Below are 25,926 nucleotides of genomic sequence, written 5' to 3'. Positions count from 1 at the left end.
CAGCCGCACCGGCCCACCGAGACGGAGACCCCGCATGAGCACGTCCTCCCAGCGCGAGGAGCGGGCCGCACGGCTCGCGCAGATCCAGGCGGCGCAGCGCCGCTCCTCCCGTCGGCAGACCGCGATCGTCCTCGGCGTCATCGGCACGCTCGTCACGGGGCTGATCGCGGCGACCGCGGTCGTGCTGGTGGGCGAGTCCCGCCGGACCTCGCAGCTCGAGGCCCAGGCGGGACAGGAGATCGAGGGCGTCGAGACGTTCGACGGCCTGTCGTTCGACCACGTGACGACCGAGGTCGACTACCCGCAGACGCCCCCGGTGGGCGGTGAGCACAACGCCGTGTGGCAGAACTGCGGCGTGTACGACGCCCCGGTGGTCGACGAGCACGCCGTGCACTCCCTCGAGCACGGCGCCGTCTGGCTCACGCACTCCCCCGACCTGCCGGCCGACCAGGTCGCGGCGCTGCACGCGCTCGCCGACGGCCGCCCCTACGTGATGGTCTCCCCGTACGAGGGCCAGCCGTCACCCGTCGTCGCGACCGCGTGGGGCGTCCAGCTCCAGCTCGACGACGCCGAGGACGAGCGGCTGCCGGTCTTCGTCCGCAAGTACCTGCTGAACCCCGAGCTGCCCGAGGCCGGTGCGCTGTGCAGCAACGGCGTGGGGTCGCCCGCGTGACGGACGTCCCGGCGCCGGCGCCTGCGCCTGCGGACCGCACCCGGTCCGCACTGGGGCAGGCGTTCGTCGGGCTGTCCGGGACCGGCCGCGCCGTCGTGGCGTTGCTGGTCCTGCTGGCACTGGTGGTCGGCACGGCCGTCGGGGCGACGCTCGTCGCGCGCCCCGACGCCGCGACCCCGTCCGACGGCTCGGTCGAGGCCGGGTTCGCCCGCGACATGCAGGCGCACCACGCGCAGGCCGTCGAGCTCGCGGTGCTGGTCCGCGACCGGTCGGACGACGAGACGCTGCGCGCGATCGCCCTCGACATCCTCACGATCCAGCAGCAGCAGATCGGGCAGATGGCGGCCTGGCTGCGCCTGTGGGGCCTGCCGGCGGCGTCCCCCGACGGCCCGATGGCCTGGATGAGCGAGGACGGGGAGCACGCGCACGCGGCGGGGGCGGGAGGCACGGGCGGGCTGTCCGCGATGCCCGGGTGGGTGCAGGCGGCCGACATGGCGGCGCTGCGCGACGCCGACGGCACCGACGCCGAGCGCCTGTTCCTGTCGCTGATGATCGACCACCACGTCGGCGGGGTGGAGATGGCCGGGTACGCGGCCGAGCACGCGCGGCATCCCGAGGTGACGCGCCTCGCGCAGGGCATCGTCGACTCCCAGAGCCGCGAGCAGGTCGTGCTGCAGGACCTCCTCGACGCCCGCGGCGGACCGCTCGACGACTGACGCCCCGGCACCGGCAGGGCTGCCGGCGCCCCCGGTGCGGCGTCGACCGCGTGCACGGCCGGGTTCCTCGATCTGGGAGGATGGGTGACATGAGCGACCTGACCCCCAGCCCCGAGACCCCGACGAGCGCACGCGCCGCCCGCCAGGTACCGGACAAGGTCACGGTGGACGGCCTCGAGGAGCGCTGGTCACGCACGTGGGCGGACGACGGCACCTACACGTTCGACCGGACGGCCGAGCGCGAGCAGGTGTACTCGATCGACACCCCGCCCCCGACCGTGTCCGGGTCGCTGCACGTGGGCCACGTCTTCTCGTACACCCACACCGACGTCGTCGCCCGCTTCCAGCGCATGCGCGGCCGCGCGGTCATGTACCCCATGGGCTGGGACGACAACGGCCTGCCGACCGAGCGCCGGGTGCAGAACTACTACGGCGTGCGCTGCGACCCGTCCCTGCCGTACGTCGAGGGCTTCGTGCCCCCGCACGAGGGCACGGACGGCAAGGCCGTGAAGCCGGGCGACCAGGTGCCGGTCTCGCGCCGCAACTTCATCGAGCTGTGCGAGCGGCTGTCGGCCGAGGACGAGGTGCAGTTCGAGGCGCTGTGGCGCCGGCTCGGACTGTCCGTCGACTGGTCGATGACCTACCAGACGATCGGCGCGACGGCCCGCGCGGTGTCCCAGCGCGCGTTCCTGCGCAACCTGCAGCGCGGCGAGGCCTACCAGGCCGAGGCGCCCGGCCTGTGGGACGTGACGTTCCAGACGGCCGTCGCCCAGGCCGAGCTCGAGGCCCGCGACTACCCCGGGGCGTTCCACAAGGTCGCGTTCCACCGCCCCGACGGTGAGCCGGTCGTCATCGAGACCACCCGTCCGGAGCTGCTGCCGGCCTGCGTCGCCCTCATCGCGCACCCCGACGACGAGCGGTACCAGCACCTGTTCGGCACCACCGTGACCAGCCCGCTGTTCGGCGTCGAGGTGCCCGTGCTGGCCCACCCGGCGGCCGAGCCGGACAAGGGCGCCGGCATCGCCATGTGCTGCACCTTCGGCGACCTGACCGACGTGCAGTGGTGGCGCGAGCTGCGCCTGCCGACGCGATCGGTCGTCGGGCGTGACGGCCGCATCCTGCGCGACACCCCGCAGTGGCTGACGTCCGACACGGGCCGCGCGCTGTACGGCGAGCTGGCCGGCAAGACGACGTTCAGCGCGCGCGAGGCCGTCGTGGCGGGTCTGCGGGAGTCCGGCGACCTGCTCGCCGACCCGGTCCCGACCCAGCGCAAGGCCAACTTCTACGAGCGGGGCGACAAGCCCCTCGAGATCGTCACGAGCCGCCAGTGGTACATCCGCAACGGCGGCCGCGACGAGGGCCTGCGCGAGGAGCTGCTGGCGCGCGGCCAGGAGCTCGCGTTCCACCCCGACTTCATGCAGGTGCGGTACGAGAACTGGGTGGGTGGCCTCAACGGCGACTGGCTCGTGTCGCGTCAGCGCTTCTTCGGTGTGCCGATCCCCGTGTGGTACCCGCTCGACGCCGACGGCGAGCCCCGGTACGACGCGCCGATCGTCCCCGACGAGTCCGCGCTGCCGGTCGACCCGTCGAGCGACGTGCCTGCCGGCTACACCACCGACCAGCGCGGCGTGCCGGGCGGGTTCGTCGGCGATCCCGACGTCATGGACACCTGGGCGACGAGCTCGCTGACCCCGCAGATCGTGTGCGGGTGGCTCGACGACCCCGACCTGTTCTCCCGGACGTTCCCGATGGACCTGCGCCCGCAGGGGCAGGACATCATCCGCACCTGGCTGTTCTCGTCCGTGGTGCGCGCCCACCTGGAGTCGGACTCGCTGCCGTGGAAGCACGCGGCGATCAGCGGGTGGATCCTCGACCCCGACCGCAAGAAGATGAGCAAGTCCAAGGGCAACGTCGTCACGCCGATGGGGCTGCTCGAGGAGCACGGGACGGACGCCGTGCGCTACTGGGCGGCCAGCGCCCGGCTCGGGACGGACGCCGCGTTCGAGGTCGGCCAGATGAAGATCGGCCGTCGCCTGGCCATCAAGGTCCTCAACGCCTCGAAGTTCGTCCTGTCCTTCGGGCCGGCCGACGAGCCCGTGTCGCTGGACGCCGCGCTGGTCACGCAGCCGCTGGACCGGGCGATGCTCGCCGGGCTGGCCGACGTCGTCGACCAGGCGACGGCCGCCCTCGAGGCGTACGACCACACGCGCGCCCTGGAGCTCACCGAGACGTTCTTCTGGACGTTCTGCGACGACTACCTCGAGCTGGTCAAGGACCGCGCGTACGGTGCGGGCGCCTCGGCGGCCGAGGTGACGCCCGGCACGGCGTCCGCGCGCGCCGCCCTGGGGCTCGCGCTCGACACGCTGCTGCGGCTGTTCGCCCCCGTGCTGCCGTACGCGACCGAAGAGGTCTGGTCGTGGTGGCGCGAGGGCACGGTGCACCGCGCGCCGTGGCCGACCAGCGACGCGCTGCGCGCCGCCGCGGGCGACACCACGCCCCGTCTGGTGGCCGGTGCGGGCGCCGCGCTCGCCGCGCTGCGCAAGGTCAAGTCCGAGGCGAAGGTCTCCATGCGCACGCCGGTCGAGCACGCGGTCCTCGAGGTGCCGGACGCCCTGCGTGCCGGCGTCGAGGCCGCCCTCGAGGACGTGCGCAACGCGGGCCGGGCCACCGGCACGCTGGAGCTCGTCACCGGCACCGGCGAGACCGTGGTCGCCCGTGAGGCGCTGCTCGGCGAGGCGGTCGCCCGCTGAGGCACCCGCTCGTGCGCCCGCCGGCGCCCTCGGGGCGGCGGCGGGCGCTCCCGTGCCGCCGCCCGGCCGGGGACGGAGGTCCCTGGCGCCGGCGTGACGGATAGGAATGATGTGAGGCGTATAGTTATGCGCGCACAGATCCGTTCGGAAGGACCCCCCATGCGCCACCACCTGCCCGCCGCCGCGCTCGCGGCCGCCGCCCTGCTCGCCCTGAGCGCCTGCTCGGGCTCCGGCGACGACACCGCCGCGGCGGCCGACGGCGAGCTCGCGCTCGTCACGCCCGGCACGCTCACCGTCTGCACCAACCCCCCGTTCGAGCCGTTCGAGTTCGAGGACGAGAACGGTGAGATCGTCGGGCTCGACATCGACATCACGCGTGAGGTGGCCGAGGACCTCGGCCTCGAGCTCGAGGTCGTCGTCTCGCCGTTCGACACGCTGGAGTCCGGCGCGTCGCTCAACACCGGCGCCTGCGACATCAGCGCGTCCGGCCTGACGATCACCGACGAGCGCGCCGCGAAGTTCGACTTCTCGCAGCCGTACTTCGACGCCGACCAGGGTCTGCTCGTGGCCGCGGGCTCGGGCATCGACGACGTCGACTCGCTCGCCGGCAAGAAGATCGCCGTGCAGATGGCGACCACGGGCGAGACCTGGGTCGAGGAGCAGGGGCTGACCCCGGTGCAGTTCGAGGACCTGGGGCTGCAGATCCAGGCGCTGCAGACCGGCCAGGTCGACGCCGTCGTCAACGACATCGCGGTCCTGGGGGCGTTCGTCTCCGAGGGCCTCGAGGTCACGAGCACCTTCCCGACCGGCGAGCAGTACGGGCTCGGCGTGAAGAAGGGGAACACCGCCCTCCTCGAGGCCGTCGACGCGACGCTCGAGCGCATCCACGAGGACGGCACGTACGACGCCATCTACACCGAGCGCATCGGTACCGCGCCCCTCGCCGACTGACGCCCGCGTGGTGCGGGGCCGGCCGGCGCCGGCCCCGCACCACCACGACCCGGGAGTGCGCATGACCACCGCCCCGCAGACCTTGCAGATGCCACCCGGCCGCCGCCGGACGAGCCCACGCACCCGCGCCCGGATCACCCGGGTCGTGCAGTACGTGGTGCTCGCCGCCGCGGTCCTCGCCGTCGTCACGCTGACGGACTGGGCCAACGTCACCACGCAGCTGTTCGACCCCGCGGTCGCGGCCGAGCTCGCCGACCGCATGCCGCGCGGGCTGTGGAACACCGTGAAGTACACCCTCGGCGCCTTCGCCGTGGGCCTGCCGCTCGGCGCGCTGCTCGCGTTCATGAAGCTGTCGTCCGTCGCGGCGTACCGGTGGATCGCGACCGCCTACATCGAGTTCTTCCGGGGCATCCCCGCGCTGCTCGTCGTGCTGTCGGTCGGCTTCGCCGTGCCGATCGCGTTCGGCGTCAGCATCCCCTCGATGCTCGCGAAGGCGTCGATCGCGCTCGGCGTGGTCTCGTCCGCGTACATCGCCGAGACGCTGCGCGCGGGCATCCAGGCGGTCCCCCGGGGCCAGATCGAGGCGGCGCGCTCGCTGGGCATGTCCCACGGGCGCACCCTCGTCCAGGTGGTCATGCCGCAGGCGTTCCGCATCGTGCTGCCGCCGCTGACCAACGAGATCATCCTGCTGACCAAGGACACCTCGCTCGTGTTCCTGCTGGGCATGCAGGTCGCCGAGTACGAGCTGACGAAGATCGGCCGCGACGCGCTGAGCACCGCCCAGGGCGGGCTGACGGCGCTGTTCGTCGCCGGCGCGTGCTACCTCATCATCACCCTGCCGCTGGGCCAGCTGACACGTTGGCTGGAACGGCGCACGGCAGCGAAGGGACGCGGCAAGTGAGCGAGAGCCCCACCGACGGCACGGTCGTCGTCTCGGTCAAGGACCTGCACAAGTCGTTCGGCGAGCGTGAGGTGCTGCGCGGCATCGACCTCGAGGTCGCCGCCGGCGAGGTCGTGTGCGTCATCGGGCCGTCCGGGTCCGGCAAGTCCACCCTGCTGCGCTGCGTGAACCTGCTCGAGCAGCCGACCTCCGGGCGGATCGACGTGCTCGGCGTCGAGGTGACCGACCCCGACGTCGACATCGACCGCGTCCGCACGCACGTCGGCATGGTGTTCCAGCAGTTCAACCTCTTCGGGCACAGGTCGGTGCTCGAGAACTGCACGATGGCCCAGCGCGGCGTGCTGCGCCGCTCGCGCGAGGACGCGGAGCGCGTCGCGCTGGCGAACCTCGAGCGCGTCGGCCTGGCCGACCGCGCCCACGCGGTGCCCGGGCAGCTGTCCGGCGGTCAGCAGCAGCGCGTGGCGATCGCGAGGGCGCTGTCGATGGACCCCCAGCTCATGCTGTTCGACGAGCCCACGTCCGCGCTCGACCCGGAGCTCGTCGGCGACGTCCTCGGCGTCATGCGCGACCTCGCCGACGCCGGCATGACCATGATCGTCGTCACCCACGAGATGGCCTTCGCCCGCGAGGTGGGCGACCGCGTCGTGTTCATGGATGACGGCCTCGTCGTCGAGTCCGGCCCGGCCGACCAGGTCATCGGCGCGCCCCGCGAGGAGCGGACCCGGTCCTTCCTCCAGCGTGTGCTCGATCCCACGCACCAGCACCCCCAGGGCTGACGGTCGCGCGCACTAGTGTCGTGATGTCGTCCGTCCGCCCTCAGGAGCCCCTCCCCATGCCCGAGTACACCTCCCCCACTCTCGTCGAGCCCGACCCGAGCGCCTCCATCTGCACGCTGCTCGCCGACCGGCTGAAGCGCGACGCACAGGGGGTGCTCGCGGAGCGGCAGACCGGGCTGGGCGGGACGTGGCAGCCCGTCACGGTCGCCACGTTCGTCGCCGAGGTCCGCGCCATCGCGAAGGGCCTGGTCGCCATCGGCGTGCAGCCCGGCGACCGCGTCGCGATCATGTGCCGCACGCGCTACGAGTGGACGCAGCTCGACTTCGCGATCTGGACGGCGGGGGCGGTCGGGGTCCCGATCTACGAGACGTCGTCGGCCGAGCAGGTGCGGTGGATCGCGTCGGACTCCGGGGTCCGCCTCGCCCTCGTCGAGACTCCCGCGCACGCCGCCGTCGTGACGCAGGTCCGCGACGACCTGCCGGGGCTGAGCGAGGTGCTCGTCATCGAGGAGGGCGCGATCGACACGCTGGTCACGCGGGGCATGGACGTGTCCGACACCGAGATCGACCGGCGCAGCGTCCTCGCCCGAGGCGCCGACCTGGCGACGATCATCTACACCTCCGGGACCACGGGCCGACCCAAGGGTGTCGAGCTGACGCACGGCAACTTCGTCGACCTGGCCCGCAACGGTGCGATCGGCCTGGGCGAGGTCGTGTCCAAGCCCACGTCGCGCACGCTGCTGTTCATGCCGCTGGCGCACGTCTTCGCGCGGTTCATCGAGGTGCTCTGCGTCGAGTCGGGCGCGGTCATGGGTCACACCCCGGACACCCGCAACCTGCTGCCCGACCTCGCCTCCTTCCGGCCCAGCTACCTGCTCGCGGTGCCGCGCGTGTTCGAGAAGGTCTACAACTCCTCGGAGCAGAAGGCCGGCCACGGCGCGTCGCTGCGCATCTTCCGCTGGGCCGCCAAGGTCGCCATCGCGTACTCCCGCGCGCTGGACACCCCGTCGGGGCCGGGCGCGGCCCTGCGCGCCCAGCACCGCGCGGCCGACGCGCTCGTGCACCGCAAGCTGCGCGCCGCGCTCGGCGGCAACGTGGAGTACGCCGTGTCCGGCGGTGCCCCGCTCGGTGAGCGGCTGGGGCACTTCTACCGCGGCATCGGCGTGCACGTGCTCGAGGGCTACGGGCTGACCGAGACGACCGCCGCGACCACGGTGAACCGGCCCGGTCTGACGAAGATCGGCACCGTCGGCCCGCCGCTGCCCGCCACCTCGGTGAAGGTCGACGACGAGGGCCAGATCTGGATCTCCGGCCCGCACGTGTTCCGCGGCTACCGGCACATGCCCGAGGAGACCGCCGAGGCCCTGGTCGACGGCTGGTTCAGGACCGGCGACATCGGCACGCTCGACGAGGACGGGTACGTCCGGATCACCGGGCGCAGCAAGGAGATCATCGTCACCGCGGGCGGCAAGAACGTCGCACCGGCGCTCCTCGAGGACCGCCTGCGCGGCCACCCGCTGGTGAGCCAGGTCGTCGTCGTCGGCGACCAGCGCCCGTTCATCGGCGCCCTGGTGACCCTGGACGCCGAGATGCTGCCGGGGTGGCTGGCGATGCACGGCCTGCCCCCGATGGACGTGCCCACCGCCGCTGCGAACCCCCAGGTGCTCGAGGCGCTCGACCGCGCCGTCGCCCGGGCGAACGAGGCGGTCTCACGGGCCGAGTCGATCCGCAAGATCGCGGTGCTCACGACCGACTTCACCGAGGCGAACGGCTTCCTGACGCCGTCGCTCAAGGTCAAGCGGGCGGCCGTGCTGCAGAGCTTCGCACCGCAGATCGAGCAGCTCTACGTGGACACGCGCGGCGAGCACTGACGGGCGGGGCGGGTCACGCCCCCGAGCGCAGCCGACGGGTGTCCGCCGACTGCGTCGGGACCGACTCGCTGGGCGTCGACCCGTCCGCCCAGCGCAGCACGGCCCCGACGCCGTCGACCAGCTCGACGTCCCCGTCGCCCAGGAACGTGATGCCGGCGTCCTGGCCCAGCACCGCCCGGACCAGGGCCACGTCGGCGGGCAGCTCACGGCACTCCCCGTCGACCACGCCGATCGTCGTGAGGTCGGCCCGGGACGTCGCGAGCTGCAGCGGTTCGGGCCCCACCCACAGGGTGCGCTCCGCCAGGCCCGCGTCCAGCGCGTCGACGGAGACGACGAGCTGGTCGACCTGCCCGCGGCGCAGCACCTCGACCACGTCGTCGATGCCCGTCACGGCGCCCTCGCCGCGGCCGCGCGCCTCGCGGTAGCGCTCCACCTGCGCCGCGCGGCGTCGGGCGCGCAGCGCGTCCACCGCCTCGGCGAGCCGCGCGGCGAAGGCGCCGGCCTGGATGCCCTCGCCCCGCCCGCCGCCTGCGACCTCGACGACGAGCCGCCGCGTGTGCTGATCCAGGGCGTCGCGCACCAGCGGGACGGTGCGCACGTCACCGGTCAGGACCACGAGGCCGGGTGCCGTCTGCGTCACGCGTCGGTCGACCGCCGCGGCGACCGCCTCGGCGTTGCGCTGCCAGGAGTCCTCCGCCCGCGTCTGCCCGCGCCGCTCGATGCCGCTCTCGCGCACCTTGTGGACGTCGTCGTGACCGCCCTCGACGGTCTCGGTGGACCGGACCGGACCGACGGCGGCGTCCACGTCGAGCCACCGCAGCTCGGCGCCGCTGCGGTCCACCGCCACGACCAGGACCTGCACCGACTCCTCCGCCGCGCGCACGACGGGCGAGAGCGCCGGCACCGGTCCGTACACGCCCCGCGACGCCGGTGGTGCGACCCGCAGGACCCGGTCGACGAGCACACCCTCGGCGTCCGCCACGACGACGCGGCCGTGGGCGTCGCGGCACCCGTCCGGCCGGCCGAGCACCTCGGCCACCTGGTCGAGCACCGCAGCGGGGGCACCGTCCCGCTCGAGGTCCCGCCGCACCGACCGCCAGCGGTCCATCGGGCCGGACTCGCCGGCCACCTCCGCGGGCGACGCGTCGAGGTGGACGGTGACGAACGGCGCCGGACGGCCGAGCAGCGGCTTGAGCCAGTGCAGGTGCATGGGGTCGGACTCCTCCTGCGTGGGCACGTCCCCGGCGACGTCACCGCGCGACCGGTGCGGACCACCGGGGCTGACCCCTCTACCATCGGTCACGCTCCCGGCCCACGCCAACGGTCACCGGTCGGGACCGGAGCCGGACGGGCGTCCGTCAGGGCCGCTGCGCGTGACCCTGGGCGATGGCCTCGTGGTGGTGGATCACCTCGGCCACGATGAACGCCAGGAACTTCTCGGCGAACACGGGGTCCAGCTCCGCCTCCTGGGCGAGGCGACGCAGCCGGCCCACCTGCTCGGCCTCGCGGGCCGGGTCCGACGCGGGCAGCCCCAGCTCGGCCTTGAGGACGCCCACGCGCTGCGTCGCCTTGAACCGCTCCGCCAGGATGTGCACGAGCGCGGCGTCGATGTTGTCGATGCTGCCGCGCAGCCGCGCCAGCTCCGACGGGACGGCGGGGGCTCCGGAACCGCTCACGCGCTCTTCTCACGCGGTGCGCGCTTGTCACGCGACGCCTCGCGAGGGACCAGCGTGGGGTTGACGTTGTCCAGCACCACGTCACGCGTGATGACCACGCGGGCCACGTCGTCGCGGGACGGGACCTCGAACATCACCTGCTGCAGGACCTCCTCGAGGATGGCGCGCAGACCGCGCGCACCGGTCCCCCGCAGCAGCGCCTGCTCGGCGATGGCCTCGACCGCCGCGGTGTCGAACTCCAGCTCGACGCCGTCGATCTGGAACATGCGCTGGTACTGCTTGACGAGCGCGTTGCGGGGCTCGGTGAGGATCCGCACGAGCGCGACCCGGTCGAGCGGCGAGACGGTCGTGATGATCGGGACGCGGCCGATGAACTCGGGGATGAGCCCGAACTTCAGCAGGTCCTCCGGCATGACCTCGCCGTAGACGTCGACGTCGTCGGCCGAGTGGATGGGCGAGCCGAACCCGATGCCGCGGCGTCCTGCGCGCGAGGTGATGATCTCGTCGAGCCCGGCGAAGGCGCCGGCCACGATGAACAGGACGTTCGTCGTGTCGATCTGGATGAACTCCTGGTGCGGGTGCTTGCGCCCGCCCTGCGGCGGCACCGACGCCGTGGTGCCCTCGAGGATCTTCAGCAGGGCCTGCTGCACGCCCTCGCCCGAGACGTCGCGCGTGATCGACGGGTTCTCGCTCTTGCGGGCGATCTTGTCGATCTCGTCGATGTAGATGATGCCGGTCTCGGCCTTCTTGACGTCGTAGTCAGCGGCCTGGATCAGCTTGAGCAGGATGTTCTCGACGTCCTCGCCGACGTAGCCCGCCTCGGTCAGCGCCGTGGCGTCCGCGATGGCGAACGGGACGTTGAGCATCTTGGCGAGCGTCTGCGCGAGGTACGTCTTGCCGCAGCCGGTCGGGCCGATCAGCAGGATGTTCGACTTCGCGATCTCGACCTGCTCCTCGCCGGTGGTCGTCGCGCGCGCGGACTCCCCGGCCTGGATGCGCTTGTAGTGGTTGTACACCGCGACGGCGAGCGACCGCTTGGCGGGCTCCTGACCGACGATGTACTGCTCGAGGAAGTCGAAGATCTCCTTCGGCTTGGGCAGCTCGACCATGCCGACCTCGGTGGCCTCGGCGAGCTCCTCCTCGATGATCTCGTTGCACAGGTCGATGCACTCGTCGCAGATGTAGACGCCCGGTCCCGCGATGAGCTTCTTCACCTGCTTCTGGGACTTGCCGCAGAACGAGCACTTGAGAAGGTCCGCACCGTCCCCGATACGCGCCATGTGCGTCCCCTTCCCTCGTGTCGCCCTCCGCCGTGCCGGCGGTGCGCCGTCGTCGTGACCTCGCGGTCCGCGAGTCACGTTCCCCCATTGCACACCACCGGCGGCCCCGTGTCAGCCGAACCCGACGGGTGCGTCGCGGCGTGTCGGAGCCGACACGCCGTCCGATGCGTCCCGATTCGCGCGGATGACCCAACCATGGCCCATCGTTTGCCGCGGTCCCGCCGTCGGGCGGGACCGCGGCACCCGGACGTCAGCCGGGCTGGACCACCGTGGGGTGCACACCCTTGCGGCTCTCGAGCACCTGGTCGACGATCCCGTAGTCCTTGGCCTGCGCCGCAGTGAGGATCTTGTCGCGCTCGATGTCCTGACGCACCTGCTCGATCGGGCGTCCGGTGTGCTGCGCGAGCGCCGCCTCGAGCCACTCGCGGATGCGGATGAGCTCGTTGGCCTGGATCTCGATGTCCGACGCCTGCGCGTAGCCGCCACCCTCCATCGCGGGCTGGTGGATCAGCACGCGGGCGTTGGGCAGCGCGAGACGCTTGCCCGGCGAGCCGGCGGCCAGCAGGATGGCCGCCGCCGAGGCCGCCTGCCCGAGGCAGACGGTCTGGATGTGCGGCTTGATGTACTGCATCGTGTCGTAGATCGCCGTCAGCGCCGTGAAGGAGCCACCGGGCGAGTTGATGTACAGCGTGATGTCGCGGTCGGGGTCCGTGGACTCCAGCACGAGCAGCTGCGCCATCACGTCGTCCGCCGAGGCGTCGTCCACCTGCACGCCGAGGAAGATGATGCGGTCCTCGAACAGCTTGGTATACGGGTCCTGGCGCTTGAAGCCGTAGGCGGTGCGCTCCTCGAACTGCGGCAGCACGTACCGGCCCGCCGGGGACGCGGGCGCCGCGCCGCCGGCCAGCCGGCTGGCACGGGCGATGAACTGGGACTCCATGCTCACGAAGGTTCTCCTCGCTGGTTCTCTGCGCGTCGCCGGGCCGTCAGGCCGGGGTACCGGGGTCGGTGCCCCCGCCGCCGGTCACGGAGTGGCTCTGCGTCACCACGTGGTCGATGAAGCCGTACTCGAGCGCCTCGGGGGCGGTGAACCAGCGGTCACGGTCCGAGTCGGCGTTGATCTGCTCGACGCTCTTGCCCGTCTGCTCGGCGATCAGCTCGGCCAGCACCTTCTTCATGTGCAGGATCAGCTGGGCGTTGATGCGCACGTCGGTGGCGGTGCCACCGATGCCGCCGGACGGCTGATGCATCATCACGCGGGCGTGGGGCGTCGCGTACCGCTTGCCCTTGGCCCCGGACGACAGCAGGAACTGCCCCATCGACGCCGCCATGCCCATCGCGATCGTCGCGACGTCGGGCTTGATGTACTGCATGGTGTCGTAGATCGCCATGCCGGCCGTGATCGACCCGCCCGGCGAGTTGATGTAGAGCCAGATGTCCTTGTCCGGGTCCTCGGCCGCCAGCAGCATCATCTGCGCGCAGATGGCGTTGGCGTTCTCGTCCCGGACCTCCGAGCCGAGCCAGATGATCCGCTCACGGAGCAGTCGGTTGTAGATGTGGTCGTTGAGACCGAGACCCGGAGAATCTGCCCGGGCCACGGCCGGCACCTGCTCGTTCACGAAGGCTCCCTCGTCTGGCTGCGTCCTACCCTGCGCACCGGTCCGCTCCCCTGCCGGGGGCGACGGACGGCCACGCGTTGCAGCGACCCTAACGCCCGCGTGCGCCCGCCCACGTCCCGCCCGCGCGCCGTTTCGCTGACGGCGCAGCCGTGGCGGGCGCCCCGCCCACGGCGGGACGACGACGGCCCCGCCGCACCCGCGAGGGGCACGGCGGGGCCGTCGTCGACGTGCGGGGACCTGGCCGGTGTGTCAGGCCTTCTCGTCGGCGCTGTCCTCGCCGAACGCGACGGACGACACGTCGGTCGCGGGGTCGGCGGCGACGGCGGCCTCGGCGGCGGCGTCGGCCTGGTCGGCCGCCGCGTCCTCCTCGTCCGTGCCGATGAACTCCGACAGGTCGACGGCCGCACCGGAGCCGTCGACGACGGCGACGCGGCGCAGCGCGACGGCCAGCGCCTTGGAGCGTGCGACCTCGGCCACCATCGCCGGGATCTGGCCCTGCTGGTCCAGCGTCGTGATGAACGTGTTGGGGTCCATGCCGTACTGGCGCGACGCGCTGACCAGGTAGTCGAGCAGCTCGCTCTGGCTGACCTTGATGTCGAGCTGCTCGGCCAGCGTGTCGAGCAGGATCTGGTTGCGCAGCGCGGTCTGGGCCTGCTCGGTGACCTCGGTGCGGTGCTCGTCGTCCTCCAGGCGGCCCTCGGACTCGAGGTGACGGTGCACCTCGGCCTCGACGACGCCGGCGGGGACGGGGATCTCGACCTCGGCCGTCAGCTTCTCGACCAGCAGGTCGCGCGCCTGCACGGCCTGGTTCGACGCCTTGATGCGGCCCGCCTGCTCGCGCAGGTCGGCCTTGAGCTCGTCGATCGTGTCGAACTCGCTCGCGAGCTGCGCGAACTCGTCGTCGACCTCGGGCAGCTGACGCTCCTTGACGCCGGTCGCCGTGACGCTGACCAGGGCCTTCTCACCCTTGCGGTCACCACCGGCGAGCTCGGTCTCGAACGTCGTGGTCTCGCCGGACGACAGCCCGACGAGCGCCTCGTCCAGCCCCTCGAGCATGTTGCCCGAGCCGATCTGGTAGCTCGTGCCGGAGACCTGGTCGATCTGCTCGCCGTCGATCGTCGCGGTGAGGTCGATGACGACGAAGTCGCCCGACTCCGCCGGACGGTCGACGCCCACGAGCGAGCCGAAGCGCTCGCGCAGCGCGTCGAGACGCGCGGCGACGTCCTCGTCCGAGACCTCGACGTCGTCGACCGTGACGCTCAGGCTGTCGAGCTCGGGCAGGGTGATCTCGGGGCGCACCTCGACCTCGGCGGTGAAGTGCAGCTCGCCCTCCTCACCGGCGGCGGCGGGGACGAGGCCGGGGACCTGCGTGACCTCGACGGCGGGCTGACCCATGGGGCGCAGCTTGTTCTCACGGACGGCCTCGGCGTAGAAGCCCGACAGGCCCTCGTTGACGGCGTGCTCGATGACGGCAGGACGACCCACCCGCTGGTCGATGATGCGCGGCGGCACCTTGCCCTTGCGGAAGCCCGGCACGGTCACCTGCTCGGCGATGTGCTGGTACGCGTGGTCGATGCTCGGCTTGAGCTCGTCGTACGTCACCTCGACGGTCAGCTTGACCTTCGTCGGGTCCAGGGTCTCGACGGCGCTCTTCACTTCGATGATCTCCAACTGGTCATGGCCGGGCGCCGGCGGGTCCGACGTGGTGGCACGCTTCGATCTCACGCTCTGGGAGGCGCTGCACGCTGCGGGCCGGGCGACGTCGTGACCGCCCCGAGGTCCAGCCCGGGGTGGCGACGTGCGAGTGCCCGACGGCGCGTACGCGCGACCCTCGATGCTACGCCACGCGTGGGACCGGCCGCCAAGGCGGGCGCCGCACGGGGCGGGCTGCACCGCGCGACGACGGGCAGGAGCACGGGTGTGGGGCGACGACCGCGACGGAACCGGTAACCTTGCTGCGCCGCCACGGTCGGAGCCCGCTCGGGCACCCGCACCGGGCGCGTGCGGACGTAGCTCAATGGTAGAGCCCCAGTCTTCCAAACTGGCTACGCGGGTTCGATTCCCGTCGTCCGCTCTCTCCCCACCGTCCCCCCGGGCGGACGTCCGGCACGTCCCGCTCGTCACGACCACGGACGAGCCGCTCACCCGTCGGGCCCTCCGGGCCGACCGTCTCCCGCAGCCACCCGGCGAGCGGCTCCGGCAGCCCGGACGCCTGGAGCAGCGGCCTCGACGGACGCGACGGTCCCGTCGTACAGGGCGACGCCGTCGGTGGCCCCCGCGCGCGCCAGTCAGCCGGCGGCGCGACGCACGAGGTCCGCGAGCGTGCGTCCGACCCCGTCCGTCCACGCCGTCAGGGCGTACGACGTCGGCCACAGCGGGCCGTCGTCGAGCGCGGCGGGGTCCTCGAACCCGATGGTCGTGTAGCGCGACCCGAACTTCTCGGACGGCTTGAGGAAGCACAGCACCCTGCCGTCCTTCGCGTAGGCGGGCATGCCGTACCAGGTCCGCGGCGCGAGGTGCGGCGCGTGCTCGCGCACGAGCGCGTGGAACCGCTCCGCGAGCGCGCGGTCGGCCGGCGGCATCTCGGCGATCTTCGCCAGGACGTCGGCCTCGAGCCGGTCGGCCTTCGCCTGCTTCCCACCCCGTGCCGAGTCGGCCCTGAGCTCGGCCGCGCGCTCCTTCATGGCGGCGCGCTCCGCGGCGCTGAACGTGCCCTCGGTGGCCTGTGCCTTCGACGCGGTCATGACGCTCTCCTCGTCGTCGATGCGGACGACTCGACGCTAGGAGGCACCGGAGGGGTGGCGCTTCTCGGATCCTGACCGATCGGCGGATGGTGTCGGGCTGGCGGGATTCGAACCCGCGACCCCCGCGTCCCAAACGCGGTGCGCTGACCAAGCTGCGCTACAGCCCGTGCACCGCCGGCGGGCGGCACGCGCTCACCCTACCGGCGGACCCAGGGCCCCGGACGCCCCGTGGCGCCGCACCCGGCACCACGGGCCCGTCCTCGTGCGACTTCCGTCGGCCGTGCCGGTCGTGATGGGGTGGCGCCGTGACGACGACGTACCTGCAGCCCGGCGACCGCGTGCTCCTGACCGGTGACTCGATCACCGAGTGGGGGCGTGACCACGACCAGCCCGACTCGCCGTGGGGGCTGGGGCACGGGTACGCGGGCATCGTGGCGGCGCTCGCAGGGGCGCGCCGACCCGACCTGGGGCTCACGTTCCACAACCGCGGCGTCGGCGGTGACACCACGCGCATGCTCCGCGACCGCTGGCACCCCGACGCGCTGGCCCTCGAGCCGACCGTGGTGTCGGTGCTCGTCGGGGTGAACGACACCTGGCGGCGCTTCGGCTCCGGGGACGTCACGACCACCGCCGAGTACGAGGAGCACTACCGCGCGATCCTCGACGCGGCGCGCGAGCGGCTCGACCCGCGGTTCGTCCTCGTCGAGCCGTTCGTGCTGCCCGTCCCGCCCGTGAGCCCGGCGTGGCGCGAGGACCTCGACCCCCGGATCCACGTCGTGCGCCGGCTCGCGGCCGAGTACGACGCGGTGCTGGTGCCCGCCGACGGCCTGTTCGCGGCCGCCGCGTCCCGCACCGCGCCCGAGCGGTGGGCGTTCGACGGGGTCCACCCGACCCCGGCGGGCCACGGGCTGCTGGCCGAGGCGTGGCTCGCGGCGGTCGGCCTGGCGGCCCGCTGAGGGTCCGCCCCACCACCGACGTCCGCATGGCGGGACGCCCGTCTCGCGGGGAACCTTTGCGCGTGTCGTCGTGTTGGGACTACCGTCGGCTCGACCACGGGTCGACACCCGTGCCCGGCCCGCCTCTCGCGGGCCCCGGACGAGGAGAGCGATGCGCGTGCCCACCGCCGCCGTAGCCCCCGTCCTGCGCGCCTGCGTGGCGCCCACCTGTTGTCGGTGTCGGTAGAGCGCTGGCGCGCCCGCACGCACCCGTCGTGCACCGCACCGTCCCGGTGCACCCCGGCCAGCGCTCGCCCCGTCGCCCCGTCACGGCGGGGACCCGTCACCACCGCGCCGCACCGCCGGCGCCCCCTGGCACCGCAGATCCCCCGCACCCGCCGCCCCCTCGGGGCCCGGCGCCGACCGAAGAGGAACCATGGCACGCATCTACGAGGACGCCACCGCGCTCATCGGCAACACCCCGCTCGTCCGCATCAACAAGATCACCGACGGCGCCCCCGCCCGGGTCGTCGGCAAGCTCGAGTTCTACAACCCGGCCAACTCGGTCAAGGACCGCATCGGCGTCGCGATCATCGACGCGGCCGAGAAGTCCGGCGAGCTGCAGGCCGGCGGCACGATCGTCGAGGCCACCAGCGGCAACACCGGCATCGCGCTGGCGTTCGTCGGCGCCGCGCGCGGCTACAAGGTCGTGCTGACGATGCCGGAGACGATGTCGAAGGAGCGGCGCGCGCTGCTGCGGGCCTTCGGCGCCGAGCTGATCCTCACGCCGGGCTCCGAGGGCATGAAGGGCGCGGTCAACCGCGCCAACGAGATCGTCTCCGAGCGGCCGGGCGCGATCCTGGCCCGCCAGTTCGCCAACGAGGCCAACCCCGAGATCCACCGCCGCACGACGGCCGAGGAGATCTGGGCCGACACGGACGGCGAGATCGACATCCTCGTCGCCGGCATCGGCACGGGCGGCACCATCACGGGCGTCGGTCAGGTGCTCAAGGAGCGCAAGCCGGGCGTGCAGATCGTCGGCGTCGAGCCGGCCGAGTCGCCCATCCTCAACGGCGGCGCCCCCGGCCCGCACAAGATCCAGGGCATCGGCGCCAACTTCGTCCCCGAGATCCTCGACACGGCCGTCTACGACGAGATCATCGACGTCGACGCCGAGACCGCCGTGGCGGTCGCCCGCCGCGCCGCGCGCGAGGAGGGCCTGCTCGTCGGCATCTCGTCCGGCGCCGCGCTGCACGCCGCGACGCTGCTGGCCCAGCGACCCGAGAACGCGGGCAAGCTGATCGTCGCGATCATCCCGTCGTTCGGCGAGCGGTACCTCACCTCGGTGCTCTACGCCGACCTGCTCGACTGACGACGCCGGGCCCGGTCGTCGCCCCGCGGCGACCGGGCCCGCAGCCGTCCGCCCTCCCGGCGGACGCCCACCCCTGACCGGAGCCCCACCATGCGTCCCCTGCACCAGTTCCTGCGCACGCTGCGCGACGACCTCGACGCGGCGCACCGGCACGACCCGGCCGCCCGCACCCGGCTCGAGGTGGCGCTGGCGTACCCGGGGGTGCACGCGATCTGGGTGTACCGACTGGCGCACCACATGTGGGCCGTCCCGCTGCTGCGCCTGCCCGCGCGGGTGGTGTCGCAGATGGCGCGGGCGGCCACCGGCGTGGAGATCCACCCGGGGGCCCGGCTCGGGGAGCGCCTGTTCATCGACCACGGCATGGGCGTGGTGATCGGCGAGACCGCCGAGGTCGGCGACGACGTCGTGCTGTTCCACGGTGCCACGCTCGGCGGCCGCTCCATGAAGCGCGGCAAGCGGCACCCCACGCTCGGCGACCGGGTCGTGGTCGGCGCCGGCGCCAAGATCCTCGGGCCCGTGTGGGTCGGCCACGACGCGCAGGTGGGCGCCAACGCGGTCGTCATCACGGACGTACCGGCGGGCGCGATCGCCGTGGGCGTCCCCGCGAAGATCCGCGGCCGGGGCACGCAGGTGCCGCTCGACGTCGAGGTCGACGACCCCGCGATCTACATCTGACCGCCCCGCCGGCCCACGCCCCCGCTCGCCGGGGCGCGACGTCGCCCACCTTGTTCTAGTTGTTGGCTAACTACTAGACTGGACGCATGATCTTCCGGATCGACCCCACCTCCGGCGAGCCGATCTACGCCCAGCTCGCCGACCAGGTGCGCTCGGCCGTCGCACGCGGCGAGGTGCGCACGGGCGAGCGCCTGCCCTCGGCGCGGGAGCTGGCCACCTCCCTGGAGGTCAACCTCCACACCGTGCTGCACGCCTACCAGATGCTGCGCGACGAGGGGGTCGTCGAGCTCCGGCGCGGCCGGGGCGCCGTCGTCACCGGCACGAGCGCACCGGACCTCACCGACCTGCACGCCGCCGTCTCCGCGCTCGCCGCGACCGCGCGGCGGCTGCGGGTCGCCCCCGAGACCGTCACCACCCTCGTCAAGGAGGCCCTGCGATGACCACCCCGCGCCCGACCCCGCCGCACCGGCTCGCCACGACGCTCACGACGCTCGTGCTGCCGCTGGCCGTGACCGGCACGGCCGTCGCGGTCGGCGCGTCGTGGGCGCCGCGCCTGCCCGACCCGGTCGCGACGCACTGGGGTCCGTCCGGGGCGCCCGACGGGTTCGGCAGCCTCACCGAGATGCTGCTGCTGTCCGGCCTGGTGGTGCCGGTGCTCGCGCTCGGCATGTGGGCGCTGGCCTTCTTCGCAGGCCGGGACACGTCGACGCGGCGCCTCGCGGCAGCCGCCTCGACGTTCCTCGCCGTGATGATGTCCGGGCTGACGATCGGGTCCCTCGCGGGGCAGCTCGACCTGCCGGACGCCGCGGCGAGCCCCGACATCGACCCGACCCTCGGCGTCTCGACCGCGCTCGGCGTCCTCGCCGCCGTCGTGGTCGCGCTGCTCGTGCCCCGCACGGCGCCCCAGCCGGCGACGGCACCGCCGGACGCCGCTGCCCCGCGCACGGACCTCGCCCCCACCGAGCGGGCAGCCTGGAGCGCGACCGTCACGAGCCCGGTCGGCACCGGGGTCGGCGCGGTCGCGACGATCACCACGGCCGTGCTCGCGATCGCGTCGGACGCCCCCTACATGCTCGTCGTCCCGGCGCTGCTGGGCCTGCTGCTCGCCGCCACGCTCGTGCTGCGCGTGAGCGTCGACGCACGCGGGCTGGTCGCCCGTTCCCCGCTGGGCTGGCCGTCGATGCGCGTGCCGCTGGACGAGGTGGTGGTCGCCCGCGTCGCCACGGTCGAGCCGCTGCGCGAGTTCGGCGGCTGGGGCTATCGCGTCGGGGCGGGCGGGCGCGTCGGCTTCGTGCTGCGACGCGGGGAGGCCGTCGAGGTCGAGCGCACCGGCGGCCGCGTGAACGTCGTGACGGTGGACGACGCGGCGACGGCGGCGGCGCTGCTCAACACCCTGGCGGAGCGCAGCCGATCCGGGCGTACCACCGGGTAGCCTCGGCCGGGCGCCGACCGGCGCGCGTCGACGGTGACGACAGGGAGCAGCGCATGCGCCTCGGGTACCACACGGGCTACTGGTCGGCCGGCCCCCCGCCGGGCGCCGCGCAGGCCGTCGCCGCGGCCGACGAGCTCGGCCTGGACTCGGTGTGGACCGCAGAGGCGTACGGCTCGGACGCGCTGACCCCGCTCGCGTGGTGGGGCGCCCGCACCCGCCGCGTGCGCCTGGGCACCGCGATCGCGCAGATCTCCGCGCGCACCCCGACGGCCGCGGCGATGGCGGCGCTCACGCTCGACCACCTCAGCGGCGGGCGGTTCGTCCTCGGGCTCGGGGCGTCCGGGCCGCAGGTGGTCGAGGGCTGGTACGGCCAGCCCTACCCGCGGCCCCTGGCCCGCACCCGCGAGTACGTCGACGTCGTGCGCCAGGTGCTGGCCCGCGAGGCCCCGGTGACGTACGACGGCGACTTCTACCGCCTGCCGCTGCCCGCCGACGAGGGCGCCGGGCTCGGCAAGGCGCTGCGCTCGACCGTCCACCCGCTGCGCGCCGACCTGCCGATCCACCTGGCCGCCGAGGGACCGCGCAACATCGCGATGGCGGCGGAGATCGCCGACGGCTGGCTACCCCTGTTCTACTCGCCCCGCATGGACGCGACGTACCGCGAGCTGCTCGCCGACGGCTTCGCGCGCCGCGCAGCGGCCCGCCGGCCCGCGGAGGACTTCGAGGTCGTCGCGACGGTGCCGGTCGTGCTGGCGGACGACGTCGAGCAGGCGGCCGACGCGGTGCGCCCCTTCATCGCGCTGTACGCCGGCGGCATGGGCGCCAAGGGTGCGAACTTCCACCGGGACGTGCTCGACCGCCTGGGGTACACCGAGGCGTGCGACGAGATCCAGGCCCACTACCTGGCGGGCGACCGGGCGCGCGCCACGGCCGCGGTGCCCACCGAGCTGGTGCGCGACATCGCCCTGGTCGGCACCGAGGACGACGTCCGGGCCCAGCTGCCCGCCTGGCGCACCACGGCTGTCACCACCGTGCTGGCCCAGGCGGACCCCCGCACGCTGCCGCGGCTGGCGGCGCTGTGGCGTGAGGCTGGTCACGACGGCGCCCCGGGGGCGGGGACGGCGCCCGACCCGGCCTAGCCTGGGGTCGACGGTGCACCGGCAGGAGGGTGCACCGCACCGCACGGAGCACGTCCGCAAGGGGTCGCATGACAGTCGTCGAGCAGGTCGCGGCGCGCCCGGCGACCTCCGGGACGGGCGACGCCCCGCGGCTGCCCCACCTGCGCGGGCTGGACGGCGTACGCGCCCTGGCCGTCGTCGCGGTGCTGCTCTACCACCTGCGCGTGCCGTGGGCCCCGGGTGGGTTCCTCGGGGTCGACGTCTTCTTCGTCCTGTCCGGCTACCTCATGACGACGCTCGTCCTCGACGAGGTCGCGGCGACCGGCACGTTCCGCACCCGGCGGTTCCTCGCGCGGCGCGTGCGCCGGCTCGTCCCGGCGCTGGCGGTCGTGCTGGTGGCCGTCGCCGCTGCCGGGCTCGTCGCACGGGACGCCCTGACGACGCTGCGCGGCGACCTGCTGGCGGCCGTGACCTACACCTCCAACTGGTGGCAGGTGGTCGCCGACCGCTCGTACTTCGAGCTCACGGCACGCCCGCCGCTGCTGCAGCACCTGTGGAGCCTCGCCGTGGAGGCGCAGTTCTACCTGGTGGTGCCCCTGGCGGCGGTGCTGGCGCTCCGGGCGGGGCGGGCCCGGGTGGGCCAGGTCGCGGCCGGCCTGGCCGTGGCGTCGACCGTCGCGATGGGGGTGATGGCCGCCCGGCAGGGCATGCCGGTCCCCCACGACGCCACGCGCGCGTACGTCGGCACCGACACGCACGCCATGGGCCTGCTGCTGGGCGTCGCCGCGGCGACCGTGTGGCAGCCCTGGCGCACGTGGCGCCGGGCGGGGTCGTGGCGCACGGAGCGCGGCGACCCGGTCCGGCGGTTCGAGGCCGGGATCGCCGACGCGGTGGGCGCCGCCGCGCTCGTGGGCGTGGTCGCGTGCGTCGTGCTGGTGGACGAGTTCTCCGCGGGCCTGTACCGGGGCGGGTTCCTGGCGTTCTCCGCCCTGGCCGTCGTGCTCGTGGGCGCCGCCGCCGACCCGGCAGGTCTGCTCGGGCGCACCCTGTCCCGGCAGCCCCTGCGCTGGCTGGGTGAGCGGTCCTACGGGATCTACCTGTGGCACTGGCCCGTCCTCATGCTGACGCGCCCCGACCAGGACCTCACGCTGCCCGACTGGGCGTCGCCGGTCGTCCGCGTCGGGGTGACGCTGCTGCTGGCCGAGGCGTCGTACCGCTGGGTGGAGACGCCGGTGCGGCGCGGCGCCCTGCGGCGGCTCGTGGCGGCGCTGCGGACGCCCGGCCCCGGACGACGGTCGCTCGCGGTGCGGACCGGTGCCGTGGCGGTCAGCGCGGCGGTGGCGTTGACCGCGCTCGTGGTCGGTGTGGTGCGGACCCCCGCGACCACGGGCGACGCCGTCGTGGCGGCCCCCGCAGCGTCCGCCCCTGCGCCGACGCCGGACCCCGGCGCGATGGCGGGCGTCGCGCCGGAGCAGGACCGCGCGCCGGAGCCGACGCCCGCGGAGCAGGTGGGGACGGTCACCGCGTTCGGCGACTCGGTGATGCTGGGCGCGGCCGCGGAGCTGGGCGCCCGAGGCGTGGCGGTGGACGCCGTGGTGTCCCGGCAGTTCGGGGAGATGGTCGACCTGGTGCTCGGCGCGGACGCCGCCGGGACCCTGGGTGACACGGTCGTGGTGCACGGCGGCACGAACGGGCCGGTGGCGGAGGAGGACCTGCGCCGGCTGCTGGAGGGCACGCGCGACCACCGGGTCTTCGTCGTCAACGTGCGCGTCCCGCGGGCCTGGGAGCAGTACGACAACGAGCTGTTCGCGCGGGTGGTGCCGGAGTACCCGCACGCCCGCGTCCTGGACTGGAAGTCCGGCGGCGACGCGAACCCCGGCTGGTTCTACGACGACGGGATCCACCTGCGCGAGGGGGACGGCCGCACGGGGTACGCGGACTGGGTGGTCCGGGAGATCCAGCCGCGTCCGTGACGTGCTGCCGGCCGGCACCGGCGCGCGAGCGCCCGTGCCGTGGTCGGTCGTTGCCCGCAGGGGCGCCCTGCGGTTACAGTCTGCTCGAAACGTGGTCATCCGGTCTCGAATAGTGAGATCGCCAGGGATCGTCCCGACCACTCGACGCCGCAGGAGGACGCGATGACCGTCGCCCGTCCCCTCCTCGCCGCGTGCTGCCGCTGTTGCTCGTGCTGCCTCATGCAGCCCTGCACCGGCCCCCGCTGACCCCAGCACACCGACCCGCCTCCGGGTCACCCGCCGGTGCCCGCCCCCTCGTGGCCGCCGGCCCCCGCCGGACGCCCACGCCCGACCTCACGGACGTCCCCCATGAGCCACACCACCACCGAGCGCCGTGCCCACACGGTCACGCTCGACGCCGTGCGCCGCACGTTCGCGACGCCCACCGGCACCCGGACCGTGCTGCACGCGGTCGACCTCGAGCTGCGCGCCGGTGAGATCGTCGCCCTGGTCGGCCCGTCCGGCTGCGGCAAGTCGACCCTGCTGCGCCAGGTCAGCGGCCTGGACACGCCCGACTCCGGGCGCCTCCTGCTGGACGGCACCCCTGTCAGCGGCGTCGACCGGCGCACCGCCGTGGCCTTCCAGGAGCCGCGCCTGCTGCCGTGGCGCAGCCTGACCGCCAACGTGGCGCTCGGCCTGCCGCGCGGCACGCCGAAGCCCGCGGGCCGCGAGCGCGTCGCCGAGCTCCTGCGACTCGTGGGCCTCGAGGAGTCGGCCGACCTGCGGCCGCGGCAGATCTCCGGCGGCATGGCGCAGCGCACGTCGCTGGCCCGGGCGCTGGCCCGCAACCCCGGCGTCCTGCTGCTCGACGAGCCGTTCGGCGCGCTCGACGCCCTCACCCGGCTGCGCATGCAGGACCTGCTGCTCGACGTGCACGCCGCCGAGCCGACCACCGTCCTGCTCGTCACGCACGACGTCGAGGAGGCGCTGTACCTCGCCGACCGCGTCCTGCTGATGCGCAACCTCGCCCGCTGCCCTGCGGGCACCCCGTCGGTGGCCCGCGTGATCGACGTCCCCGGGCGCCGACCGCGCGACCGGGCCGACCACCAGCTCGCCGAGCTGCGGGCCGAGCTGCTCGAAGGGCTCGGGGTCGCGACCCACCACGCCCCGCCGCTCGACCCCGACCTGCACCACTCGATCTGACCGGCCCCCACCTCCCTCCCCCGGCGCCGCCCGGCGCCGGCCCCCGGGCCACGGCCCACCCACCGAGATGAGAGAACCGACGATGAGCATCCGCACCGCCGTCTCCGCCACCGCGCTGGCCCTCGTGACCGCCCTGGCGATGACCGGCTGCGTCGCCGGTGAGGACGCCGAACCGCAGGCCGCCGCCCCGTCCGCCGCCGGCGACGAGGCCGCCTGGAGCGCCGACACCCTCGACGTCGACTTCGCCACGTACAACCCGCTGAGCCTGGTCATCAAGGACCAGGGCTGGCTCGAGGAGACCCTGGGCGACGACGTCACCGTCAACTGGGTGCAGTCCGCCGGCTCGAACAAGGCCAACGAGGCGCTGCGCGCCGGTGCGGTCGACGTGGGCTCCACCGCCGGTTCCGCCGCGCTGCTGGCACGCTCCAACGGCTCGCCGATCCGCACGATCGCGATCTACTCCCAGCCCGAGTGGGCGGCGATCGTCGTGCCCGAGGGGTCCGACGTCACGTCCGTGGCGGACCTCGCCGGGAAGTCCGTGGCCGCGACCAAGGGCACCGACCCCTACTTCTTCCTGCTGCAGTCGCTGGAGGAGGCGGGCGTCCCGCTCGACCAGGTCGAGGTGCAGAACCTGCAGCACGCCGACGGGCGCACCGCCCTCGAGCAGGGCTCGGTCGCCGCGTGGTCCGGCCTCGACCCGATCATGGCCGCGAGCGAGGCCGAGTCCGGCACGCAGCTGATCTACCGCAACATCGACTTCAACACCTACGGCTTCCTCAACGCCACGCAGGACTTCCTCGACGCCAGCCCGGACCTCGCGCAGGTCGTCGTCGACGCGTACGAGAAGGCCCGCGCGTGGGCGCAGGAGAACCCCGACGAGGTCGTCGCGATCCTCGCCGAGGTCGCGGGCATCGACCCGACGGTCGCGGAGAAGGTCATCGTCGAGCGCACCAACCTCGGCGTCGACCCGGTCCCCGGCGACGCGCAGCGCGAGGTCCTCGAGGTCGTCGGACCGATCTTCGTCGAGTCCGGTGACGTGGCCGACCAGGCCACGATCGACACCGCGCTGGACGAGCTGTTCGAGCCGACGTTCGCCGAGAAGGCCGACGCCGGGAACGTCGCGGGCTGACCGCACGCGGCGCCCGTCCGGTCCGCCGGACGGGCGCCGCAACCCCCGCACCACTCCTCCTCCCCCCAGGAGCCACACCTCATGACCGACGGATGGATCGGCGGCACCGGCACGGGCCCCGTGACCGGCCACGCGGGCCGACCGCACCGTGCG

At 73.7% G+C, this 25,926-nt stretch carries 23 protein-coding genes and 2 tRNA genes; 17 read left to right on the top strand and 8 right to left on the bottom strand.

The window, feature by feature from the left end; translation table 11 throughout:
* Positions 1-34 precede the first annotated feature (34 nt).
* The 7 genes from KG103_RS07135 (at position 35) to KG103_RS07105 (ending at position 8,638) form a co-directional block, all read left to right on the top strand.
* On the top strand, positions 35-673 hold the full coding sequence (locus KG103_RS07135) for a DUF3105 domain-containing protein (protein WP_207341476.1): 639 nt from the start codon (positions 35-37) through the stop codon (positions 671-673).
* Entirely contained in the window at positions 670-1,389 is a 720-nt protein-coding gene (locus KG103_RS07130; protein ID WP_207341477.1) for a DUF305 domain-containing protein, read from the top strand. Before KG103_RS07135 ends, KG103_RS07130 begins: the two co-directional genes overlap by 4 nt.
* Before the next feature lie 89 nt (positions 1,390-1,478).
* Positions 1,479-4,139 (top strand): valine--tRNA ligase, encoded by a 2,661-nt coding sequence (valS, locus tag KG103_RS07125; RefSeq protein WP_207341478.1) that lies wholly within the window; start codon positions 1,479-1,481, stop codon positions 4,137-4,139.
* A gap of 159 nt (positions 4,140-4,298) precedes the next feature.
* Positions 4,299-5,090, top strand: a complete 792-nt coding sequence (locus KG103_RS07120; RefSeq protein ID WP_207341479.1) for a basic amino acid ABC transporter substrate-binding protein — start codon at positions 4,299-4,301, stop codon at positions 5,088-5,090.
* A 61-nt stretch (positions 5,091-5,151) separates the two neighbouring features.
* Positions 5,152-5,991, top strand: a complete 840-nt coding sequence (locus KG103_RS07115; protein ID WP_242635678.1) for an amino acid ABC transporter permease — start codon at positions 5,152-5,154, stop codon at positions 5,989-5,991.
* Complete coding sequence (locus KG103_RS07110; protein WP_307859577.1) at positions 5,988-6,767, top strand: amino acid ABC transporter ATP-binding protein; 780 nt, start codon at positions 5,988-5,990, stop codon at positions 6,765-6,767. The genes KG103_RS07115 and KG103_RS07110 overlap by 4 nt, the downstream gene beginning before the upstream one ends.
* A 56-nt stretch (positions 6,768-6,823) precedes the next feature.
* Positions 6,824-8,638 carry an AMP-dependent synthetase/ligase gene (locus KG103_RS07105; protein WP_207340590.1) on the top strand — a complete coding sequence of 605 codons (1,815 nt, stop codon included), beginning with the start codon at positions 6,824-6,826 and terminating at the stop codon, positions 8,636-8,638.
* Between the two features lie 13 nt (positions 8,639-8,651).
* Here KG103_RS07105 and KG103_RS07100 read toward each other — a convergent pair whose 3' ends face one another.
* From KG103_RS07100 to tig, 6 genes are all read right to left on the bottom strand, one after another.
* Entirely contained in the window at positions 8,652-9,875 is a 1,224-nt protein-coding gene (locus KG103_RS07100; RefSeq protein ID WP_307860927.1) for a baeRF2 domain-containing protein, read from the bottom strand.
* A 121-nt stretch (positions 9,876-9,996) separates the two neighbouring features.
* Positions 9,997-10,314 carry a chorismate mutase gene (locus tag KG103_RS07095; protein ID WP_207340591.1) on the bottom strand — a complete coding sequence of 106 codons (318 nt, stop codon included), beginning with the start codon at positions 10,312-10,314 and terminating at the stop codon, positions 9,997-9,999.
* Complete coding sequence (gene clpX / locus KG103_RS07090) at positions 10,311-11,594, bottom strand: ATP-dependent Clp protease ATP-binding subunit ClpX (protein WP_207340592.1); 1,284 nt, start codon at positions 11,592-11,594, stop codon at positions 10,311-10,313. Before clpX ends, KG103_RS07095 begins: the two co-directional genes overlap by 4 nt.
* Before the next feature lie 250 nt (positions 11,595-11,844).
* Positions 11,845-12,540, bottom strand: coding sequence for an ATP-dependent Clp protease proteolytic subunit (locus KG103_RS07085; protein WP_249670836.1), 696 nt, complete (start codon positions 12,538-12,540; stop codon positions 11,845-11,847).
* 40 nt (positions 12,541-12,580) lie between these two features.
* Positions 12,581-13,213 carry an ATP-dependent Clp protease proteolytic subunit gene (locus tag KG103_RS07080; protein WP_089801679.1) on the bottom strand — a complete coding sequence of 211 codons (633 nt, stop codon included), beginning with the start codon at positions 13,211-13,213 and terminating at the stop codon, positions 12,581-12,583.
* A 249-nt stretch (positions 13,214-13,462) separates the two neighbouring features.
* A complete protein-coding gene (gene tig / locus KG103_RS07075; RefSeq protein ID WP_207340593.1) occupies positions 13,463-14,869 on the bottom strand; it encodes a trigger factor in 1,407 nt (468 codons plus the stop codon).
* 347 nt (positions 14,870-15,216) lie between these two features.
* Here tig and KG103_RS07070 point away from each other — a divergent pair.
* Positions 15,217-15,287, top strand: a tRNA-Gly gene (locus tag KG103_RS07070).
* Positions 15,288-15,501: 214 nt separating this feature from the next.
* On the opposite strand, the gene KG103_RS07065 is transcribed toward KG103_RS07070, so the two are convergent.
* Positions 15,502-15,957, bottom strand: coding sequence for an iron chaperone (locus KG103_RS07065; RefSeq protein ID WP_207340594.1), 456 nt, complete (start codon positions 15,955-15,957; stop codon positions 15,502-15,504).
* A 92-nt stretch (positions 15,958-16,049) separates the two neighbouring features.
* A tRNA-Pro gene (locus tag KG103_RS07060) sits at positions 16,050-16,124 on the bottom strand.
* 138 nt (positions 16,125-16,262) lie between these two features.
* On the opposite strand from KG103_RS07060, the gene KG103_RS07055 reads away from it, so the two are divergent.
* From KG103_RS07055 to KG103_RS07015, 9 genes are all read left to right on the top strand, one after another.
* Positions 16,263-16,913 (top strand): SGNH/GDSL hydrolase family protein, encoded by a 651-nt coding sequence (locus KG103_RS07055; RefSeq protein ID WP_207340595.1) that lies wholly within the window; start codon positions 16,263-16,265, stop codon positions 16,911-16,913.
* Between the two features lie 415 nt (positions 16,914-17,328).
* Complete coding sequence (cysK, locus tag KG103_RS07050) at positions 17,329-18,264, top strand: cysteine synthase A (protein WP_207340596.1); 936 nt, start codon at positions 17,329-17,331, stop codon at positions 18,262-18,264.
* 90 nt (positions 18,265-18,354) lie between these two features.
* Positions 18,355-18,939: a serine O-acetyltransferase EpsC gene (epsC, locus tag KG103_RS07045; protein ID WP_207340597.1), complete on the top strand. Its 585-nt coding sequence runs from the start codon at positions 18,355-18,357 to the stop codon at positions 18,937-18,939.
* Between the two features lie 86 nt (positions 18,940-19,025).
* Positions 19,026-19,379, top strand: coding sequence for a GntR family transcriptional regulator (locus KG103_RS07040; protein ID WP_207340598.1), 354 nt, complete (start codon positions 19,026-19,028; stop codon positions 19,377-19,379).
* Positions 19,376-20,371, top strand: coding sequence for a DUF1648 domain-containing protein (locus KG103_RS07035; RefSeq protein ID WP_207340599.1), 996 nt, complete (start codon positions 19,376-19,378; stop codon positions 20,369-20,371). Before KG103_RS07040 ends, KG103_RS07035 begins: the two co-directional genes overlap by 4 nt.
* A 53-nt stretch (positions 20,372-20,424) precedes the next feature.
* Positions 20,425-21,510, top strand: coding sequence for an LLM class F420-dependent oxidoreductase (locus KG103_RS07030; protein ID WP_207340600.1), 1,086 nt, complete (start codon positions 20,425-20,427; stop codon positions 21,508-21,510).
* A 68-nt stretch (positions 21,511-21,578) separates the two neighbouring features.
* Positions 21,579-23,462: an acyltransferase family protein gene (locus tag KG103_RS07025; protein ID WP_207340601.1), complete on the top strand. Its 1,884-nt coding sequence runs from the start codon at positions 21,579-21,581 to the stop codon at positions 23,460-23,462.
* A gap of 348 nt (positions 23,463-23,810) precedes the next feature.
* Complete coding sequence (locus KG103_RS07020; protein WP_207340602.1) at positions 23,811-24,644, top strand: ABC transporter ATP-binding protein; 834 nt, start codon at positions 23,811-23,813, stop codon at positions 24,642-24,644.
* A gap of 82 nt (positions 24,645-24,726) precedes the next feature.
* A complete protein-coding gene (locus KG103_RS07015; RefSeq protein WP_207340603.1) occupies positions 24,727-25,773 on the top strand; it encodes an aliphatic sulfonate ABC transporter substrate-binding protein in 1,047 nt (348 codons plus the stop codon).
* The last annotated feature ends 153 nt before the right edge of the window (positions 25,774-25,926 follow it).

This window comes from Cellulomonas wangleii (assembly GCF_018388445.1).
Lineage (GTDB): Bacteria > Actinomycetota > Actinomycetes > Actinomycetales > Cellulomonadaceae > Cellulomonas > Cellulomonas wangleii.
Note: the sequence above shows the minus strand (reverse complement) of the source record. Positions and strands in the feature narration are given on the sequence as shown.

What these genes read in the sequence shown, in the direction of transcription:
- cysK (WP_207340596.1), top strand. Translation starts at nt 17,329, where the DNA reads ATGGCACGCATCTACGAGGACGCCACCGCGCTCATCGGCAACACCCCG.
- KG103_RS07040 (WP_207340598.1), top strand. Translation starts at nt 19,026, where the DNA reads ATGATCTTCCGGATCGACCCCACCTCCGGCGAGCCGATCTACGCCCAG.
- epsC (WP_207340597.1), top strand. Translation starts at nt 18,355, where the DNA reads ATGCGTCCCCTGCACCAGTTCCTGCGCACGCTGCGCGACGACCTCGAC.
- KG103_RS07025 (WP_207340601.1), top strand. Translation starts at nt 21,579, where the DNA reads ATGACAGTCGTCGAGCAGGTCGCGGCGCGCCCGGCGACCTCCGGGACG.
- KG103_RS07020 (WP_207340602.1), top strand. Translation starts at nt 23,811, where the DNA reads ATGAGCCACACCACCACCGAGCGCCGTGCCCACACGGTCACGCTCGAC.
- KG103_RS07115 (WP_242635678.1), top strand. Translation starts at nt 5,152, where the DNA reads ATGACCACCGCCCCGCAGACCTTGCAGATGCCACCCGGCCGCCGCCGG.
- KG103_RS07065 (WP_207340594.1), bottom strand. Translation starts at nt 15,957, where the DNA reads ATGACCGCGTCGAAGGCACAGGCCACCGAGGGCACGTTCAGCGCCGCG.
- KG103_RS07135 (WP_207341476.1), top strand. Translation starts at nt 35, where the DNA reads ATGAGCACGTCCTCCCAGCGCGAGGAGCGGGCCGCACGGCTCGCGCAG.
- clpX (WP_207340592.1), bottom strand. Translation starts at nt 11,594, where the DNA reads ATGGCGCGTATCGGGGACGGTGCGGACCTTCTCAAGTGCTCGTTCTGC.
- KG103_RS07035 (WP_207340599.1), top strand. Translation starts at nt 19,376, where the DNA reads ATGACCACCCCGCGCCCGACCCCGCCGCACCGGCTCGCCACGACGCTC.
- KG103_RS07015 (WP_207340603.1), top strand. Translation starts at nt 24,727, where the DNA reads ATGAGCATCCGCACCGCCGTCTCCGCCACCGCGCTGGCCCTCGTGACC.
- KG103_RS07105 (WP_207340590.1), top strand. Translation starts at nt 6,824, where the DNA reads ATGCCCGAGTACACCTCCCCCACTCTCGTCGAGCCCGACCCGAGCGCC.
- KG103_RS07030 (WP_207340600.1), top strand. Translation starts at nt 20,425, where the DNA reads ATGCGCCTCGGGTACCACACGGGCTACTGGTCGGCCGGCCCCCCGCCG.
- valS (WP_207341478.1), top strand. Translation starts at nt 1,479, where the DNA reads ATGAGCGACCTGACCCCCAGCCCCGAGACCCCGACGAGCGCACGCGCC.
- KG103_RS07120 (WP_207341479.1), top strand. Translation starts at nt 4,299, where the DNA reads ATGCGCCACCACCTGCCCGCCGCCGCGCTCGCGGCCGCCGCCCTGCTC.